We start from the raw sequence: 17,901 nt of genomic DNA, 5'->3' as shown, positions 1-17,901 counted from the left end.
TTCATATCGCTACGGTACGACCGGTTCCTGCCACGCCACAGGTGGTGAGAAGTGCGGCGGAGGGGACAATCTCGGTCTCCTCCTCGGCCCTTAGCAGAAAGGCCGTGGTCTGCGGCTCGCGATAGGCTTCGATCACGGCGCGCGTTGCCCCCGTGTATAGGGCGCGTAGAGCCCGAAAGCAGCCGCTATGGGTCACGACCACATGCGCATAACCGCGGTCCAGGCCATCAAGCCAGCCCTTTATCCGCGCGAAGAGCTCATCCTTGCTTTCGCCGCCCGGCACCCGGTAGCCCCAGGGGTCGACGTAATGGGCCTCGAACTCCTGAGGGCGCTCCGCCTTCACTTCGCTGAGCGTGCTTCCCTCCCAGTGCCCATAGGCGCGCTCGACGATCTCAGGCGCCTCGGCGAAACGCCCGAAATCGAGGTTCCAGCAATCCGCCAGAATGGAAGCCGTCTGCCGGGCTCGCCCGAGTGGACTGACCCAGAAGCGTGCATCAAGGGGCAGGGAACGAAGATGCGCCTCGACTGCCGTGGCGACGGCAAGACATTGCCGTGTGCCATTGAGTGTCAGGGGCGCGTCCATTCGCCCCTGAAGCCGGCCCCTGTCGGTTCCACTGTGTTTCTCCGTGGCGAATGAGCAGGATCGGCGGGTATGTGTCTTGCATTGCGGCGTGCGTGTGCGATGCGCCGGCAAACATGTCATCAGCCATCGATCAGGACTCCTTCCTGATGACGCACGGTCAGATGGACCGTTTCGCCGGCTTTGCGCCGCCCATGGCCCCTTGTGTGAACCTCGTCGACAAGCAGCGTCTGGCCGGCAACGTCGACTGCGTAACGGATCATACCGCCGAGAAACTCTGCCGACTGAACGGTGCCGCGCAGACCGTTTTCGCTTTTGCTGAATGAGATGCTCTGTGGCCGAAGGACAAGCTTGCCGGCCCCAGGTCGGGCGTCCTGCGGGCAGGGCAGGATGATGCCCGAAGACAGGAGAAACACATTGCCCTCTCCTTCGCGCCTGACGCTGCCTTCGAGAACGTTGGCCGTGCCAAGGAAGTTGGCCACGAAGGCATTGGCCGGTGTGTCATACACGTCGTCGGGCCTGCCAACCTGCTGCACCACCCCGTCTGCCATGACAGCGATGCGGTCGCAGATCGTGTTTGCTTCTTCCTGATCATGGGTCACGAAAATGGTCGTGATGCCAAGCCGCCTTTGCAGTTTCAGGAGATCCTGCCGCATCTGCACGCGCAGATTGGCGTCGAGATTGGACAGCGGTTCATCGAGAAGCAGAACGCTCGGTTCCACCACGATGGTGCGGGCCAGTGCAACGCGCTGCTGCTGACCACCTGAAAGCTGCGAGGGATAGCGCTCGGAATACTGGCTCATGCCGACCATTTCCAATGCCGCCTTCACGCGCTTTTCCGTTTCGGCTTTCGGCACGCGTCTTTCATCGAGGCCGAAGGCGACGTTGCGCGCGACGCTCATGTGTGGCCAGAGCGCATAGCTTTGAAACACCATGCCGACATTGCGCTTCCATGGTGCCATGCCGACCACATCCTGCCCACCGAGCAGGATTTCGCCTTTTGGCGTGGGGCCGAAGCCGGCTATTGCGCGCAGAAGCGTGGACTTGCCTGACCCCGAAGGGCCTAGAAAGGCGAAGAATTCGCCGGGTTCGATCTTCAGATCGATGCCCCTGAGCACTTCCGTCGAACCGAAGGAAAGGGACACATTGCGAATGTCGATCTCGACGGGCTCCACCCCGCCGGTTTTCATGGGCTGCGGTGATGGGTGCGTGGTTGCGGATTTCATGGGCATGTTCATCTCAATGTTCTCCCCCCTGGGTGGCGACCGCGGCCTGGCTGCGGCGCGTGTTCTCGACCAGACGATGCGACAGGTAGGTCGCCAGACCGACGATGATCACCGCCATGATGCCAAGGGCTGCACCGGGGCCACGGCCTGCGGCCGATTGCATGAAGAGGTAAAGCCCGTAGGCGAGTGGTGCGTCTTTCTCGCTGGCCACCAGCATGATCGTCGCCGAAAGCTCTACGGCTGCGGTGGCAAAGCTTGTCACGAAACCGGCGACCAGACCGCTGACCATAAGCGGCACGACCACACGGCGAACCGTGCGCAGCTTCGAGGCCCCGAGGTTTTCAGCGGCTTCTTCAAGCGACGGTGAAATCTGCTGAAGCGCGGCAGTGCAGGAGCGCAGCGCATAGGGCAGACGACGCACGGCGAGCGCGATAACGATGATGCCCCACCAGGTCGCCAGCGGCTGGCCGGTGATAGGCATTTCGACACCATAGAACACGCGCAGATAGCCAATTCCGAGCACGACACCGGGAACGGCAAGTGCTGAGACGGCCATGTAGTCCAGCCATTTGCGCCCGATGATGTTGGTGCGCAGCACCAGATAGGCGATCGCCGTGCCGATGATGATGTCGATCAGACCTGCGAGCCCGGCGTAAAGCAGCGTGTTCTGGATGAAGCCCCAGGCCGAGGTAAGGGCGGTCTCGTAGTGCGCCACCGTAAAGCCATCAGGCAGGACGCCGAAGGACCAGACCGTGCCGAAAGACAGAAGCAGAAGCCCCAGATGCGGCGCCAGAACGAGCGCGAGGATGAGGAGCACGACGATGTAGCACAGCACCGCCTCGCGCCGCGAAAGATCGCGTTTGGAAAGGCCCCCGCCACCCTTCTGTGTGGTCGAATAATCCTTGCCGCGCATGCCGAGGAACGAAACCCACATGGCGAAGATCGAGAAAACGATCAGAATGCAGGAGATCACATAGCCCATCGGATCGGAGATGCCGACCGAGGAAATGCGCAGATAGGCCTGCGGGGCGAGCATGGTGTTGACGTTGAGGAGCAGCGGCGTGCCCAGATCGTCGAACACCTTGACGAAGACCAGTGAGGCACCGGCGATATAGCCGGGCATGGCCAGCGGAAAGACGATGCGCCGGAACATGCGCACGCCGCTGGAGCCGAGCATCTGGGCTGCTTCTTCCATGGAGCGGTCGATATTGCGCAGGCTGGCCGACAGATTGATCAGGATGAAGGGGAAATAGTGCAGGCTCTGCACGAAGATCACACCGTTCAGCCCCTTCATGAAAGGGACCGTGATGCCGAAATAGTCGCGCAGGATGAGGTTCACGCTGCCATTGGCTCCGAACAGAAGCTGCATCGCCACCGCACCAATGAAGGGCGGCATGATGAGCGGCACGAAGGCCAGGGTCTGGATGATGACCGACCCGGAGAAGTTGAAGCGTGTGGTGAAATAGGCAAGCGGCAGGGCGATGGCCGAGGCGATCACAACCGACATGCCCGCCACATAGACGGAATTGTAGAAGGACTGGCGAAACAAGGTGCTGGCGAAAAAGTCCTGAAAGTTCACCAGCGTGAAACCGCCTGTGGCCGGGTCCTGAAACGCGACCTGGATGACTTTCAGCACCGGCACGACAAGAAACGCGCCGAGAAAAAGAACGACAAGGCCAGCCGCCAGATAGGGTCCGACAGACACGTTGAGTGCCGGCCGCCGAAGGGCTGCAGTGGGCATGGATATGCTCCGTTGGAACGGGAAGTCTTGAATGGCCGGCCGCCGGGATCCGGCGTCAGGGAGCGCTGCTCACGCTGCGCTTGTCCCGGCGGGCGGCAGTGCTCTTAGAGCAACGACTTGGCCTGTTCGGCCAATTCGGCAGCCTTGCGGTAGTTCTCGACCACCATGGCATCCCACTTCTGCTCGATCTCGGCCTGACGACCCTCGACCTGGGTGTCGGCCTTCTTGCGCTTGACGGTGAAGATCGCATTGAAGTCCGGATCGGAGGCTTCTTCTGCAGTCACCGGAAGGGCGTAGAGCAGTGCCTTTGCTTCGTCGATCAGTTTGTTAGCCTCGGCATTGTCGGAGCCGGATTCGGCGAGCGCGGTTTCGGCGGCCTGCACGGCAGCGGTTGCGTTGCGCAGATCGTCGAGCCGGTAGGTGATCATCACGTCGAACAGGGAATTCACCACATTGTAGCGCTGTTTTGAGACGTCACTGTCGAAATTGACCTTCGTCTCGATGGACCCGTCAAACGGGTTGGGCAGGCCCTCAGGTGCTTCCCCGTAGGCATTCTCGTTGACGGGCAGACGCATGATCTTTGGGTCAAACAGCAGGGCCTGGCCCTTTTCCGACAGAAGGAAGTCGATGAATTTCTGCGCCGGGCCCTCATTGGGTGCATTGGCGACCACTCCGATGTTCGCAGGCACGAGTGCTGTCACGCTCGGATAGTGGAACTCGACGGGGAACCCCGACGCCTTGGACGAGAAGCCGAAGAAGTCGATCACGATACCAATGCCGAAGGAACCGCTGTTGACGCCGTCCGGAACGCCGAAGCTGCGCTCGGTGATCGTTTTCGCATTGCCGGAGATGGCTTTCAGTGTCTTCCAGCCTTCTTCCCAGCCTTCACCCTGAAGAATGGTCTCGATGGTCAGATGCGTCGTGCCCGAGCGTGAGGGCGAGGAGAGGCCCACATGACCATGATAGACCGGCTTTTCCAGATCGCCCCATTCTTTCGGTGCCGGAAGCTCATAGGCGTCCATGTAGCGCGTGTTCCACATGAAGCCGTAGCCGGAAAGCGCAAAGCCCAGATACTGGCCGTCCGGATCGTTGATCGGATAGCCGTTCAGATCGGCAGGGATGCCGTCGACTTCTTTGGAATAGCTGCCGAGAAGATCCTCGCCCTTCAGCACTTCGAAGGCATCCGGCGCGGATGCCCAGAAAATGTCCGACTGATTGTTCTGCGCCGTCTCAATCAGATATTTTACGCCCGAGGACGTGCTCTTGTTCACTACCTCGACGGCGATGGAAGGGTTCTCCTTCATGAAGGCGGTCTTGAAGACATCCGTCAGGTCGGAGGGAAAAGACGTGACGATGACGAGCTTGTCATCGGCCGCATGAAGCGGCGTTGCCGCCAAGAGGGCCGCAGTGGCAACCCCAAGTCCGAACATGCGAAGCGGCTTGCGTTTAAAGTCAGGCATAAAATTCCTCCCAGAAATTTACCGCGATCTTTTTCATCGCTCCAACAAGGAAGCAACCGGCGTGCCAGTTTGCGGTTCTGGCGAGGATTATCTGCAAGGTGTTGTAATAAATAGGAAAAAGCGTTACCTGGTTCGGTATGAAATGGGTCATTTCTGACCCATTCTTCCAATTCACGTGTCGCTTTTGACGCGGTCCTTCGAAAGAAATTCCTCGCGGGAAAGCCCATGGCGCTGCATGCGCAGATAGAGTTTCTTGCGGGGGATGCGGAGAAGGTCAGCGGCCCGCTGAACCTGTCCCCCCGTTTTGCGCAATGCTGCCGCCAGCACACGTTTCTCGAACGTGTCCATCTGTTCGGCAAGACCGTCCGAGAGCTGATCGGCCTCCAAGCTGCGCGCTTCGCCATCAATGCCGAGAGCATACCGTTCGGCCAGATTGATCAGTTCGCGCACATTGCCCTTCCATGGCCGGTTGCGCAGCGCGTCCAGATAGTTGTGATCGGGCTCCACAAAATCCATCTGGACACGCCTGGCGGCGTGTTGCGCATAGTGCATGAAGAGCAATGGCACGTCTTCGGGCCGTTTGCGCAATGGCGGAATGGAGAGCGTTGCAACGGCGATGCGATAGTAAAGATCGGCACGGAACGAGCCTTCCTCGGAGGCTGCCTCCAGGTCCTTCTTGGCTGCCGCGACGACCCGGACATCGATCCCGATTTCGTCCCTGCCGCCCAGCCGCGTGATGGTCTGCGACTGGAGCGCGCGCAGGAGCTGGGTCTGATGGGCAAGGGGCATGCTTTCGATTTCGTCGAGAAACAGCGTGCCACCGCTTGCCTGTTCCAGCCTGCCGATGCGCCGGCGGTCCGCACCGGTGAAGGCGCCGGGCTCATGGCCAAAAAGTTCGCTGGCGATCAGAGTATCGGGGAGGGCGCCGCAATTGAGTGCCACGAACGGACCTTCGCGCCGCTGGCCAAGCTCATGAAGCGCCGTTGCCACGACTTCCTTGCCGGAGCCGGTTTCGCCATAGATGACCGTGTTCACATCGGCGAGCGCGATGGCTGCAATGCGCTTGCGCAGAAGCCGGATGGCTTCACTGTTGCCAATAAGGTGCTTTTCCAGCGCGTAGCGCTCGCCTGCGCCGCTTTTCAGCGCTCGGTTCTGCAAAACGAGCTGCCGCATCCGGGCGGCTCGCTCCACCGCCGCCAGCAGCACGTCAGGCTCCACCGGCTTCTCGATGAAATCATAGGCTCCGCTGCGCACGGCCGAAACGGCCATGGGCACATCGCCATGGCCCGTGATGATGATGACCGGGATGTCGCGGTCAATCTCGCGAACTGCTTCAAGAAGTGCGGTTCCGTTCATGCCGGGCATTCTCAGATCGGTGACGACGATGCCCGGCCAGTCGCGATTGAGCGCCTTCAATGCCTCATTTCCATCAGAGAAAACAAAGGGCTCATAGACCTCAAGCGCGAGTGTTTCGGCCCATGCGTCTCTTATGTCGGGCTCGTCGTCCACCAGAATGACGGGTATCGACTTCATGTCTTGAACAGCTCCACGGTTGCGATCACTCCATCTTCCTTTCGGCTTCTCACATCAAGCCGGCCCTCCCAGATCGCGAATGACATTGTAGGAGATCGAGAGGCCGAGCCCCAGACCTTCGCCGGGCGGTTTCGTTGTAAAGAAGGGATCGAAGAGCTTCCCGTCCAGCCCCTCGGCGAGGCCCTCGCCATTGTCCTCAACTTCAATGCGCGCCAGCATTTCCGTTTCGCTTACCCTTATGACGAGGCGGGCTGGATGAACCGGTTCGACCGCGTCGAGCGCATTGGAAACAAGGTTGACCAGAACCTGTTCCAGCAGCGCCGGTTCCGTCATGACATGAACCGGATGGGGGGGATGCTTCAGCTCAAGCTCGATGCCCTGCCGCTCGATCCGCTCCTTGAAAAGCGCCAGTGCGTTTGAGACAACTTCCCGCACGTCGTGCCGCACCAGAACGTCCTGCGGCCGTCGTGCGAAGGTTTTGAGGTGGTTGGAGGTTTTGGCCAACCGCTTGATCAGCCGTTCGATGTCGGCGAGTTTTTCTTTTGCCTTGTCGATGTCTGCACGGTCGAGATAGCGCAGCGCATTGTGGGTATAGGATCCCATCGCCGTGAGCGGCTGGTTGAACTCATGCGCAATCCCGGCAGAGAGCTGTCCGAGCGCGGCAAGCTTGGCGGCCTGCACCAGTTCCGCCTGCGTTTCGCGCAGTTCCGTCTCCACCTTCCTGCGCCGCTCGATCTGTGATGTGAGTTTCACATTGGCCTGCCGCAACTCGCGTGCGCGCTGATCGAGCGCTTCGGACTTGTCGCGGAACTGACGAACCGCATCTGCCAGCAGGCCGATCTCGTCGGAGCCGGAGACGCCCACTCTTGTGCCGGTTTCGCCGCGGGCGATCCGCCCCATCGCATGCAGGACCTTCATGAGCCGCTGGAACAGGTGGCCGCGCACGAAAACAAATGAAAAGCCGAGCAGAAGGGCGAGAAGCAAGGCGGTGCTCATGGCGTTGAACACGCGCCATCCGAAGAGAATGTCATTGATTCCCTGCGAAGCGAGCGTGGAGCGACTGCCACTCTCGCGCACCGTGGTCGCCACGATGGTGCCAAGCTCTTCAAGCAGGGAGGCATTCATTCCCTGCAGTTGGGCACTTTCTGCCAGGAGCCCGCTTTCTCTCAGCCGGCGGTCGAGCAGACTGTCGGATCCGGTGGCAAGACGGGCTATGTTTTGCCAGATCTGGCGCAGCGTGATCGCACTGGCGTTGTCGGCAATCAGATCGGCATTGGCGTTGCCTTCTTCAATCGTCTCTGCCAGGCGGGTCTGCAACTGTTCGATGAGCCGGAAGTCCGTCTCGCTGGCGCCACGCAGGATCATCCCGACCGCAAGGTTCGCGCTGGCATGCAGCCGCCCCAGCGCCTCGGTGAGGCGAACCTCCCGCTGGACAAGCCCGCGCGAGGTCCGATCCGGCGGGCGAGAGGTGTTTGGCTCCCCCAGGGCGGCTTCCACGTTGAACTTCGCATCAACAAGCAATGGATCGATCTCCAGCAGGAAATCGCCATGCAGACGGTTCAGGCGGGCGGTTTCTTCCGCTCGCTGCCGGGCCAGAAGAAACCGCCCGGCAACATTCCGGTCCAGAGCCTCGACATTGGCCTCCACTTCACGCAAGAGCTGACCCAGCTGTGAGAATGCATGTTCCCCGACATCTGCTTCCAACAGATGATGAAGGCGGGCGAAATGATTTTCCAGCCGGCTCAGTGCCGCTTCCCGCTCGAACCGGGTGCGTGCGTTGCCGAGCATCGGTACGTCGACGCGAATGGCCTGGCCGATTTCGGCGAGCCTGGCACTTGCGGCCGCCGTCCTGAGGTTGTCTGAGGCCAGTCGGGAGATGGCATTGCCGACACTGCCAAGTGTGAAGTTCGCCACGAGCATGGCCACCACGGCAAAACCCGCGATGGTGGCGATTGCGATCAGCAGCTTGCTGCGCAGCGAGGTGGAATGAACCTTCACCGGCGCAACCCGAAACCAAGCTCGGCCAGCCGTGCGTTGCCCCGCGCGATCAGTTCGCGGGCACGGCTGTAGCGGTTGGAAAAATCGTGCGACCAGCTGTCTCGCAGGGTTCCCCCGCTGTCTCTCGAGAGCCCGGTCAGGCCATTGCCTTCCAGCTGTGAAATCAGCTCCCCGGCATCCGACATGAACGCAGCCACGGGCACTGTTTCCATCTTGTCGCGCGCCTCTGCAACGAGCTTGTTCAACAGCGGATCTTTCACTGTTTTCTGTTTGTCGGACAGCTTTTCGATGTCTGCCCGGATTTCAGCCAGTTCGAGGTGGCGGTATGTGATCATTTCATCGAAGAGTGCATTCACGATCGGAAGTCTTCGCGCGGCCAGGGCTGCATCGAATGTGTAGGCGCTCTCGCGCCGGGGGCGAAACCCTGCCTGTGCCCACAGAGCGGGTTTGACGGGTATGCGGGCAATGGCGGGTCGCAGAAGGAGGTTTTGCCCCGTGTCGGAACGCAGGAAGCGAACGAAGTCCGCCGCCAGAGGATTGAGGGCACCATCGCGGGCGATGCCGGCGCTGGCGGGAAATATTGCACTCCCCTGAAGTGGCGCAAAGGCCAGGGGCGCCTGTGCCTCATGCGCTGCCTTGGCGAGAAAATCAATCCCGATGCCCAGTCCGAACCGATCCCGGACGATGCCTTCACGCACGCCGAAGCTGCGAGCGGTCACAGTGGCCAGATTGCTGCCCAGACGCGACAGGAGTGCCCAGCCCCGCTCCCAGCCCTCGTTTTGCAAGACGGTTTCAACGAACAGGTGCGTGGTGCCGCTGCGGGCCGGCGAGGTCATGCCGATGCGGTTTCGGAACCGATGTTGCGTCAGGAGGTCGACCCCGGGGACTGATCCGAGCACCTTTCCGTCGGGCTTCCACATCAGCCCGATCCGAGACAGGGCGAAGCCAAACCGCGCCCCGTTTTCTTCATCCACCGAAAAGCCGCCAAATTCTGCCGGGTCGAGCGCAAGGTCGGGCCTGCGGTGCATGTGCCCGCCTGCGTCGAGTGCGGCGAAAGCCACAGGGGAACTGGTCCAGACGACATCGGCGATGGGGCGGCGGCGCTCGCGAATATGGCGTATCAGGGCAATGGTGTTCTTGTTGGTAACGCAGGCTTGCCCGTGATCGCGCGAAAAGCGTTCAACAAACGGGCGAAAGAAGCTCTCGGGAAAGGATGTGATGATCTGAAGCCGGCATGGCACATCCTGCGCGCCGGCACCGGTGGCTCCCAGACCATGGGCCGTGAGCACGACCAGCAAGGAATACAGAATCCTGCGCAAATATCTCCTCCCCTGGCGAGGCAACACAGACACCTGTCCGGTCGCTCGAACAGGTGAATGTACGATGCCTCTGGCCTCCCGTCATCCGGTGTGAACGTCACTCGGCAAAAATGGCAAGCCGCGGAACGGGTATTACCTTGCGGGCCTGTCATGCGACGGGTTTTTTCCTTCGGGGCGTGTGACGATCCAGATTGCGACGGTGGCCATCGCCGCGGCGACCGTCAACGCCAGCACGGCCCCGGGGGCGGAGGCCAGGAAGAACACGCCGTATCCGAAAGCAATGCCCGCCACGGCGGCGACTTTTGCGCGGCGTGGAATCGCGCCGTGTTCGCGCCAGCCCCGCAGGGCAGGGCCGAAACGGGGATGGTCGAGCAGTCTGCGTTCAAGGGCGGGCGAGGAGCGCGCAAAGAATCCCGCTGCCAGTATCACGAAGATCGTTGTTGGCATGACCGGCAGGAAGGCGCCGATAAGAGCGAGGACTAGCATCAACAGGCCCAGGGCAAGCAGCACGATGCGCTTCGCACTTTCGAATGCGGGTGCGATCTTCAACGACCGGTCTCCATCGAGCCTGGTGCCTTTGCAACTCTTCCGGGCCTCTGAAATGATGTTGGACTGGCAAAGGCATGCGGCCCGGCAATGAAATCTGTTCATTGAAACACGTTCCCGGCAAGAGTGTGAACGCGACGAAAGATCACGTGCATCGGCCTGGCGTCACATGATCCAGAATGCTGCGACCGCCGTATTGGTTGCGAACGGTTTTCAGGAGTCGATTGAGAATGGCGACAGAAACGCACAAAGGGACTGTCTGGATCACGGGAGCGAGCTCGGGAATAGGGCGAGCGCTCGCGCTCCGGCTCGCGAGAGATGGCTGGAAGGTAGCGGCAAGCGCGCGGAGCGCCGGCGAACTCGATGCTCTGGCCGCAGAGGCACCCGGACATGTGATCGCCTTTCCCCTGGACGTAACGGACATGAAGCGGACGCGTGAGGTTCACGCCGATATCGAGGAACGGCTGGGACCGCTCGACATGGCGGTGCTTGCAGCCGGAACCTATACACGGGACGGGGCTTTCGATTTCAGCGCGACCAACGCGCAGAAGATGATCTCCGTCAATCTGCAAGGCGCCTGCAACACGCTTGAGCCCGTGCTTGAAACGATGATGCGGCGGCGCAGGGGCAAGATCGCGATCACGGCCTCGGTTGCGGGCTATAACGGGCTTCCCGGCGGTGCCACCTATGGCGCAACAAAGGCTGCGCTCAACAATCTGTGCGAGGCGATGAAGCCCGAGGCCGAACGCCACAACGTGTCGCTGAGCATCATCAACCCCGGCTTCGTGGAAACGCCGCTTACCGCGAAAAACGACTTTCCCATGCCGTTTATCATTTCATCAAACGAGGCTGCGGACCACATTGCCCGAGGGCTGGAGGCCGACAGGTATGAGATCATTTTTCCCTGGAAAATGAAGCTCGCGATCAAATTCTTGCATGCATTGCCGGCGACCATCCGCTTTGCGATCACGCGCAGGCTGGTGAGGGAGTGACGGCATCACCCTCCCGCCGCCTGCGGCTTCAGTTCGAACTGAATGACATCGATACGCCGGTTGAGGAATCCGACGCGGCAATAGGCAAGATAGTAGAGCCACATGCGGCGAAACCGCTCGTCGAAGCCAAGCCGTGCAATTTCGGCCCAGGCGGCTCGGAAACGCTTTTCCCATTCCAGAAGCGTTCTTGCGTAATGCTGGCCGATGCTGTGGCCGGCCATGGTGGCGAGCCCCGCATCCCGAGCTGCGCTGGCAAAGGCCGTCGCTGAAGGCAGCATGCCACCGGGAAAGATGTATTTCTGAATGAAATCCGCCTTGCGCCGATAGGTCCTGAAACGTTCCTCGTCGATGGTGATGACCTGGATCAGGGCCTGACCCTCGGGCACAAGCAGCGACCTGACCCTGCTGAAGTAGACGGGCCAGTTTTCTTCTCCCACCGCTTCAAACATCTCGATGGATACGATCTTCGTGAAATTTCCACGACATTCCCGGTAGTCCTGAAGGCGCACCTCGGACCGTTCTGAAAATCCCGCTTCACAGAGTCGCGCACGGGCATAGCGAGCCTGTTCCACGGACAGCGTGAGGCCGGTGACATGGCAGCCGGTCGACCGGATCGCATGTTCGGCAAAACCGCCCCAGCCACAGCCGATCTCCAGTATCCTGTCGTTCGGTCCGATGTCTAACCGCTCAAGAATGCGGTCATACTTGGCTGTCTGCGCATCCTCGAGACTTTGCGAAGCATCCGAAAATATCGCGGACGAGTAGGTCATCGTATCGTCCAGCCATTGGCGATAAAAAGCGTTGCCGAGATCATAGTGAAACGCGATGTTGCGCCTGCTTCCCGCGCGCGAATTTTTCCGCAGCCGGTGCCGAAAGAAATCCAGCTTCGAGATCAACCGCGAGGTCTGGAGGACCTTCCCCCATCGGTCCTCGTTCGCCAGGGCGAGCTTCAAGAGTGCGTGAAGATCGGGAGTATCGACATGTCCGTCTAGATATGCACGGGCAAATCCCATGCTGCCGCCAAGCAGGATCTGCATGAAACCACGCCTGCTGGCGAAGCGCAGGGACGCGTCCGGACCTTTCGCCGAACCATTCGACCGGTGGCAGGAACCATCAGGAAAAACCAGTGTGAGACTGCCAGCCCCCAGCGCGTCTGCCCAGCGGCAGACAATGCGCTGCCAGAGGGGGCGGGGCCCACCTGTGGAACGGTCGGAGACGTTCTCAAAATGACTCATTGTGTTTCACCCTGGGCTCGGACTGGACGATTGTCTGCGAGATGCGCGTCGAGGCTGGCTCGTGGCGATGGAAGCGGACACCTTTCAGCCAGAGCCGCATTGCCTCGAAATGAATGCCGGCGGTGATCTTGAGCGTCATGAGCGGATGCGTGAGAAACAGTCGGAGCAGTGCTCTGTCAGATAGCTCCACCCGTTTCCCGGTGAAGGCCGCAAACATGACGGGCGAACCGTTTTCGGTTTCGTTGATCGTGATGCCGACCTTCTCGCCGGGGGGGAGTATGCGGAAATCGTAGCGGCAGTTCATCGACAGGAAAGGTGACACGTAGAGTGCCTTGTCGCAGGAATGGGTCACGTGTTTCTGGCCCGCAGTGCCTGCCGGCAGCACATAGGTGTGACGCTCGCGAAACGTGTTGCAGACCTCATAGAGTATGAGGCGGACGACCCCGCTTTTGTCGCGGCAGAAATAGACGGACAAGGGGTTGAAAACATAGCCCAGAATGCGCGGGTAGCACAGCAGGCTGACGCGCATGGATGCAGGGTCGAGACCCGCCGCACGCATCTGCCGGTCCACCCAGCGACGCAGCCCGTCTTTCTCGCCATCGCCGTGGTCACTCTCATGAAACGAGAACAGGGCGGTTCGATTGTGACCGAAGAGGCGCAGGGAGGATGAAAGCGCGGGAAGTTCGTCAAGGTCGAGTTCAAGCGAAAACACGCGATACCGCAGCCGGTGCACGCGCGGTGCGTGGCGCGTGTGCACCACCTGACCGGAATATATGGCGGAGCTCCAGCTCATTCTGCTGCCATGAGTTCTGGTTCCCGTGGCTTTGCCTGTCCGGACCCTACATCCTTCCAGGGCGGGGCGAAACCGGCAAGAAGCTCTGCCGCCGACAGACCCGATCGAATGCCGTCTTCGTGAAAGCCGCTGCCGAAATAGGCACCACAGAACCAGGTCTTGCGGTGGCCCTGCAGCCGCCAGAGCTGTCGCTGCGCTGAAAGGGCTGCCTGATTAAACAGGGGGTGTTTGTAATCAAAGCTGGCAATCGCTTCATTTTCGGGGATATCGATGAAAGGATTGAGGGTGACGAAAAGGGATTCCGGGCTGCTCAGGTTCTGGAGGCGGTTCATCCAATAGGTGACACAGAGCTGCCGGGCATCCTCGTGTCCCGTGCCCTGAATGTAGTTCCAGCTCGACCAGATGTTCCGTCGCCTGGGCATGAGCCCTTCATGCCTGTGCAGCACCGCGCGATTGGGCGTGTATCGAAAGGAGCCGAGCAGCTCGTGCTCCGTCTCCGTGGCATCTTCCAGCATGCCAAGAGCCTGATCCGCATGGGTGGCGATCACCACGTCGTCGAAGAGATCGGTGTGCCCCCGGCTGTCGGTCACTTCGACGCCATGCCCAAGGCGCCTGATCCTCGCAACGGGGGACGAGAGGCGCACCGTTCCTTCGAAGTCTTCGAGAACGCGTTGTACATAAGTGCGGCTCCCGCCGGTTACGGTGCGCCAGCGGGGGCGGTCCGAAAGGGCAAGAAGACCGTGGCGCTCAAAAAAGCCGATAAAGGCATACAGTGGATAGTCGCGCATCTGTGCGGCGGTGGTCGACCATATGGCAGCCCCCATCGGCAAGAGGTGGTCGTTGATGAACGCATTGCTGTAGCCGGTCCGATCCAGATAGGAGCCGAGCGTGTCCTGTCCGTGGCGGCGTTCGACCAGGAGACCGGGTGCCTGCCGGTAGAACTTGAGAACATCGCGGAGCATACGCCAGAATCGCGGGCGCAGCGCATTGCCGCGCTGTCCAAGAAGCCCGTTCAGTCCCGACCCTGAATATTCGAAATCACCCCCGTCAAGGGATGCGGCGAACGACATGCTGGAAGGCTGTGTGGGAACATCCAGATGCTGAAAGAGCGAAACGAGGTTGGGGTAGTTGCGGTCGTTGTAAACGATGAAGCCGGTGTCGACGGAAACGGATCCTCCTTCCAATGGCACATCGACCGTGTTTGCATGGCCGCCCGGGCGGTTGGCTGCCTCGTAGAGCGTGACATGACGCGTTCGTGACAGCAGCCATGCCGCCGAGAGCCCCGAAATCCCCGAACCGATGACTGCTACTCTGGGTGACGGGGTTGTTTTGATTGCCGATCCCACCGCACTATCCTTTTGTTGATTGAAAACCATTACGCGGGCGCGTGCAAATCGGATCTCTCTGGACAAAAATTTTTGTCTTCGGTGATCCGCGATGCTTAACTCCCCGTAGCAGGGGGCATGGACATCGTTTCAAACCCTGCACGGCCCGCGCATTTCAGGTGGGCACCAAACTCCGGTAAGCGCACGGGATGGCGCGACAGATCGGGCAAGCGGGGCTTGATGAACGGAAAACACGAAGCTGAATCCCCAGACGAGATGGCAGCCCGGCTGCGGCGCGTGGCCGAGTGCGCGGACATCGATGCCTTCGAATGCATTTTTGAGGCGTTCGCGCCGCGTGTGCGCGGTTACATGCTGCGGCTCGTCCGCGATCCTCAACTGGCCGAGGAACTGATGCAGGAAACCATGATGACGGTCTGGCGCAAGGCGGCGCAATTCGACACGCAGAAAGGCAATGCGAGCGCATGGATATTCACCATTGCGCGCAATCTGCGCATCGACAGTTTTCGCCGAAACAGGCAGCCGGACTTTGACCCGAACGATCCCGCCTTCGTGCCCGATGCCGAACCAAGGGCCGACGACACGATGGAAGCGCGCGATGCGGAAAAAGCGCTTCACAGGGCCTTGAAGGAATTACCGGAAGAACAGAGGAAACTTCTGCACCTGGCGTATTTCGACGACGCCTCGCACAGCGAGATCGCGAGGCGGCTGGACCTTCCACTGGGCACCGTGAAGTCGCGCATCCGACTTGCCTTCAACAAATTGCGTACCGTGCTGGGAGACCGGCCATGAACATCAAGCATCATATCAGCGACGAACTTCTGCTCGACTATGCAACCGGCAGCCTTTCCGAAGGCTGGCGTATCGCCGTCGCGACACATCTGGCGCTCTGCCCGAGCTGCAGGCGCCGGCTTTCCGCCATGGAGATGACCGGCGGCGCCCTTCTGGCAGAAAGTGTTTCAAATGGTCACGACGCGCCATCCGGTGGCTGGGATGCCATGAAGAAACGCCTCCAGGATGAGAAACTTCGGCCAGAAAAAACTGCCGGTTCGGACGTCCGCCTTCCTTCCGGCGACATAGTACTGCCCGAGCCGCTGCGAAGCTATGTGGGCAGCGATGTGGATGGCGTGAAATGGCGCTCGCTCGGGCGCGGCGCGTTTCACCTGCCCATTCGGACCGAAGACAAGAGCACGATCGTGCGCCTGCTTCGGATTCCGGCCGGCAAACCGGTGCCTGAACATGGCCATCGGGGAAGGGAGCTGACGCTCGTTCTGTCCGGAAGCTTTCATGACGGGGAAGACCTGTTCGCGCGGGGCGACCTTGAGGAAGCCGATGAGCATCTGGAGCATCAGCCGATCGCAACCGAAGGGCAGGATTGCATCTGCCTCGCGGTAACGGACGCACCCTTGCGCTTCAAGAGCTGGCTGGTGCGGCTGGTCCAGCCGATCATCGGCATATGAACTGATACAGGCAACAACGGGAGATCCCCATGAGCTATGTCATCGCCTATGCCGCGACGGCAGTCGTTTTCTTTGGGCTTGATTATGTCTGGCTGTCGCGCGTTTCGACGGGGTTCTACAAGTCACGCATGGACCATCTCCTGATGGACCAGCCAAACCTCCTGGCGGCGGGGCTTTTCTACCTCGTCTATGTCGCGGGGATTGTCTATTTTGCCGTCGCGCCAGCGCTCGGCAATGGGAGCGCCATGAGCGCACTGGTGGCGGGCGCGATCCTTGGGCTGATCGCCTATGGCACCTATGACATGACCAATCTCGCCACGGTGAAGAACTGGTCTGTGGCGGTCACGGTCGTTGACATGGCATGGGGCACTGTTCTAACCGGCGTCTCCGCCTGGGCAGGCTATCTGGTGGCCACCCGTTTTTCTGTTGTGCCTTCGTGAAGATGGTCGTTTCCGGGGGAGGCGTTGCGGGGCCACGCCCCTCCCAAAAACAAGCAAGGTTCAGTAGCCGACTTTTTCCAGTGTGCGCATGATGCCGCGCAGTTCCGCGAGGCCCTTCAGGCGACCGATGCCGGCATAGCCCGGATTCACTTTCTTGCCGAGATCGTCGAGAATGACGTGCCCGTGGTCCGGACGCATGGGAATTTCGCCTCCACGCCGGCGTTCTTCCTTCATCAACGCGGCAACCACGGCCACCATATCCGTGTCGCCGTCCAGATGTTCGGCTTCATGGAATGAGCCGTCGGCTTCCCGTGTCACGTTACGCAGATGCGCAAAATGGACATGCTGGCCAAGGGCCTGAGCCATGGCAGGCAAATCGTTTTCAGGATTTGCGCCCAGCGATCCGGTGCAGAAGGTAAGACCGTTCGCACGGGAAGGAACGGCGGCGAGCAATGCTTCGAGATCCGACCTGGTGGAAACGATCCTTGGCAGACCAAACAGCGGGAAGGGGGGATCGTCGGGATGGATCGCCATCACCACGCCTTCCTCTTCTGCGACCGGCATGATTTCCCGGTGGAACGCGGCGAGATTTTCGCGCAGCCCATCGGCCGAGACGTCGCGGTAGGTATCGAGCATGCGCCGAAAACTGTCGCGATCATAGACGAATTCGCGTGCGGGAACCCATTCGATGAGGTTGCGCTCAAGGCGCGCCAGGTCGCTTTCGCTCATCGCCTGCAAACGTGCCCGTGCCGCTTCAATGCGCTCCGCCGGGTGATCGGGCCTCTGCACCGGGGCGCTCCAGAACGAACAGGTCGTAGACGCAGAACTCCACCGCGTCGAAACGAAGGGCGGTGCCGCCGTGGGGCATCGGATAATCGAGGTCCGTGCGTGTCCAGTCGGTGATGGCCATGAAATTGTAGCAGACGGTCTTGATGCCGGCGCGAGCGACATTGCGGATCGAGGTCTTGTAATTGTCGATCAGTTCGCGAAACGCGCCGGTGCGGGTCTTGACGTTCTCGTGCACGATGATGCTTTCGACCACGGACCATTCAAGACCGGCGGCCTCGATCTGCTGCTTGCGTTTTGCGATCTCATCCTGCGGCCAGGCGCGGCCATCGTTGAGGTGATGCAGCGCGGTGACGACGCCCGTTGCGCCAGCCTGCCGCACATGTGCAAGTGTTACCGGATCGTCAGGGCCGAACCAGCGCCAGGTCTGCTTCATCGTGATGTGTCTC

Annotated in this window: 15 protein-coding genes and 1 pseudogene; 4 read left to right on the top strand and 12 right to left on the bottom strand. The window is 60.6% G+C overall.

What is annotated here, in order from left to right; all coding sequences use genetic code 11:
- Window position 1: 1 nt before the first annotated feature.
- The 8 genes from AB2N04_RS18075 to AB2N04_RS18040 all read right to left on the bottom strand — a co-directional run bounded on the left by AB2N04_RS18075 (window position 2) and on the right by AB2N04_RS18040 (window position 10,406).
- Window positions 2-583 carry a histidine phosphatase family protein gene (locus AB2N04_RS18075; protein ID WP_367716056.1) on the bottom strand — a complete coding sequence of 194 codons (582 nt, stop codon included), beginning with the start codon at window positions 581-583 and terminating at the stop codon, window positions 2-4.
- A 119-nt stretch (window positions 584-702) separates the two neighbouring features.
- Entirely contained in the window at window positions 703-1,812 is a 1,110-nt protein-coding gene (locus tag AB2N04_RS18070) for an ABC transporter ATP-binding protein (RefSeq protein WP_367718852.1), read from the bottom strand.
- 7 nt (window positions 1,813-1,819) lie between these two features.
- Window positions 1,820-3,547, bottom strand: a complete 1,728-nt coding sequence (locus AB2N04_RS18065; protein WP_367716055.1) for an ABC transporter permease — start codon at window positions 3,545-3,547, stop codon at window positions 1,820-1,822.
- A 104-nt stretch (window positions 3,548-3,651) separates the two neighbouring features.
- Window positions 3,652-5,007 (bottom strand): ABC transporter substrate-binding protein, encoded by a 1,356-nt coding sequence (locus AB2N04_RS18060; protein WP_367716054.1) that lies wholly within the window; start codon window positions 5,005-5,007, stop codon window positions 3,652-3,654.
- A 171-nt stretch (window positions 5,008-5,178) separates the two neighbouring features.
- Complete coding sequence (locus tag AB2N04_RS18055) at window positions 5,179-6,540, bottom strand: sigma-54-dependent transcriptional regulator (RefSeq protein WP_367716053.1); 1,362 nt, start codon at window positions 6,538-6,540, stop codon at window positions 5,179-5,181.
- A gap of 54 nt (window positions 6,541-6,594) precedes the next feature.
- Window positions 6,595-8,538, bottom strand: a complete 1,944-nt coding sequence (locus AB2N04_RS18050; RefSeq protein WP_367716052.1) for an ATP-binding protein — start codon at window positions 8,536-8,538, stop codon at window positions 6,595-6,597.
- Window positions 8,535-9,857 carry an ABC transporter substrate-binding protein gene (locus AB2N04_RS18045; protein ID WP_367716051.1) on the bottom strand — a complete coding sequence of 441 codons (1,323 nt, stop codon included), beginning with the start codon at window positions 9,855-9,857 and terminating at the stop codon, window positions 8,535-8,537. Before AB2N04_RS18045 ends, AB2N04_RS18050 begins: the two co-directional genes overlap by 4 nt.
- Window positions 9,858-9,989: 132 nt before the next feature.
- Entirely contained in the window at window positions 9,990-10,406 is a 417-nt protein-coding gene (locus AB2N04_RS18040; RefSeq protein WP_367716050.1) for a YbaN family protein, read from the bottom strand.
- 227 nt (window positions 10,407-10,633) lie between these two features.
- On the opposite strand from AB2N04_RS18040, the gene AB2N04_RS18035 reads away from it, so the two are divergent.
- On the top strand, window positions 10,634-11,395 hold the full coding sequence (locus AB2N04_RS18035; RefSeq protein WP_367716049.1) for an SDR family NAD(P)-dependent oxidoreductase: 762 nt from the start codon (window positions 10,634-10,636) through the stop codon (window positions 11,393-11,395).
- A 5-nt stretch (window positions 11,396-11,400) separates the two neighbouring features.
- On the opposite strand, the gene AB2N04_RS18030 is transcribed toward AB2N04_RS18035, so the two are convergent.
- From AB2N04_RS18030 to AB2N04_RS18020, 3 genes are read right to left on the bottom strand one after another with little or no spacing between them, the layout of a single operon-like run.
- Window positions 11,401-12,630 carry a class I SAM-dependent methyltransferase gene (locus AB2N04_RS18030; protein WP_367716048.1) on the bottom strand — a complete coding sequence of 410 codons (1,230 nt, stop codon included), beginning with the start codon at window positions 12,628-12,630 and terminating at the stop codon, window positions 11,401-11,403.
- A complete protein-coding gene (locus AB2N04_RS18025; protein WP_367716047.1) occupies window positions 12,617-13,423 on the bottom strand; it encodes a DUF1365 domain-containing protein in 807 nt (268 codons plus the stop codon). The genes AB2N04_RS18030 and AB2N04_RS18025 overlap by 14 nt, the downstream gene beginning before the upstream one ends.
- Window positions 13,420-14,769, bottom strand: coding sequence for an NAD(P)/FAD-dependent oxidoreductase (locus tag AB2N04_RS18020; protein ID WP_367716046.1), 1,350 nt, complete (start codon window positions 14,767-14,769; stop codon window positions 13,420-13,422). The genes AB2N04_RS18025 and AB2N04_RS18020 overlap by 4 nt, the downstream gene beginning before the upstream one ends.
- A 255-nt stretch (window positions 14,770-15,024) precedes the next feature.
- Between AB2N04_RS18020 and AB2N04_RS18015 the strand changes: the two genes are divergently transcribed.
- The 3 genes from AB2N04_RS18015 to AB2N04_RS18005 are packed head-to-tail and all read left to right on the top strand — an operon-like array spanning window position 15,025 to window position 16,666.
- Complete coding sequence (locus AB2N04_RS18015; protein WP_367718851.1) at window positions 15,025-15,558, top strand: sigma-70 family RNA polymerase sigma factor; 534 nt, start codon at window positions 15,025-15,027, stop codon at window positions 15,556-15,558.
- The gene (locus AB2N04_RS18010; RefSeq protein ID WP_367716045.1) at window positions 15,555-16,226 is read left to right on the top strand and encodes a ChrR family anti-sigma-E factor; all 672 of its coding nucleotides are present in this window, start codon (window positions 15,555-15,557) and stop codon (window positions 16,224-16,226) included. The genes AB2N04_RS18015 and AB2N04_RS18010 overlap by 4 nt, the downstream gene beginning before the upstream one ends.
- A gap of 29 nt (window positions 16,227-16,255) precedes the next feature.
- Window positions 16,256-16,666 carry a DUF2177 family protein gene (locus tag AB2N04_RS18005; RefSeq protein ID WP_367716044.1) on the top strand — a complete coding sequence of 137 codons (411 nt, stop codon included), beginning with the start codon at window positions 16,256-16,258 and terminating at the stop codon, window positions 16,664-16,666.
- Between the two features lie 60 nt (window positions 16,667-16,726).
- On the opposite strand, the pseudogene uxuA reads toward AB2N04_RS18005, so the two are convergent.
- A pseudogene (gene uxuA, locus AB2N04_RS18000) lies at window positions 16,727-17,888 on the bottom strand (mannonate dehydratase).
- Window positions 17,889-17,901: the final 13 nt, after the last annotated feature.

Source organism: Nitratireductor sp. GISD-1A_MAKvit, from assembly GCF_040819555.1.
Classification (GTDB): Bacteria; Pseudomonadota; Alphaproteobacteria; order Rhizobiales; family Rhizobiaceae; genus Nitratireductor.
This window is presented reverse-complemented; position numbering and strand designations above follow the sequence as displayed.

Coding starts and splice junctions, on each gene's coding strand:
- AB2N04_RS18065 (WP_367716055.1), bottom strand. CDS start 3,547: ATGCCCACTGCAGCCCTTCGGCGGCCGGCACTCAACGTGTCTGTCGGA.
- AB2N04_RS18035 (WP_367716049.1), top strand. CDS start 10,634: ATGGCGACAGAAACGCACAAAGGGACTGTCTGGATCACGGGAGCGAGC.
- AB2N04_RS18055 (WP_367716053.1), bottom strand. CDS start 6,540: ATGAAGTCGATACCCGTCATTCTGGTGGACGACGAGCCCGACATAAGA.
- AB2N04_RS18060 (WP_367716054.1), bottom strand. CDS start 5,007: ATGCCTGACTTTAAACGCAAGCCGCTTCGCATGTTCGGACTTGGGGTT.
- AB2N04_RS18015 (WP_367718851.1), top strand. CDS start 15,025: ATGGCAGCCCGGCTGCGGCGCGTGGCCGAGTGCGCGGACATCGATGCC.
- AB2N04_RS18025 (WP_367716047.1), bottom strand. CDS start 13,423: ATGAGCTGGAGCTCCGCCATATATTCCGGTCAGGTGGTGCACACGCGC.
- AB2N04_RS18005 (WP_367716044.1), top strand. CDS start 16,256: ATGAGCTATGTCATCGCCTATGCCGCGACGGCAGTCGTTTTCTTTGGG.
- AB2N04_RS18075 (WP_367716056.1), bottom strand. CDS start 583: ATGGACGCGCCCCTGACACTCAATGGCACACGGCAATGTCTTGCCGTC.
- AB2N04_RS18070 (WP_367718852.1), bottom strand. CDS start 1,812: ATGCCCATGAAATCCGCAACCACGCACCCATCACCGCAGCCCATGAAA.
- AB2N04_RS18010 (WP_367716045.1), top strand. CDS start 15,555: ATGAACATCAAGCATCATATCAGCGACGAACTTCTGCTCGACTATGCA.
- AB2N04_RS18030 (WP_367716048.1), bottom strand. CDS start 12,630: ATGAGTCATTTTGAGAACGTCTCCGACCGTTCCACAGGTGGGCCCCGC.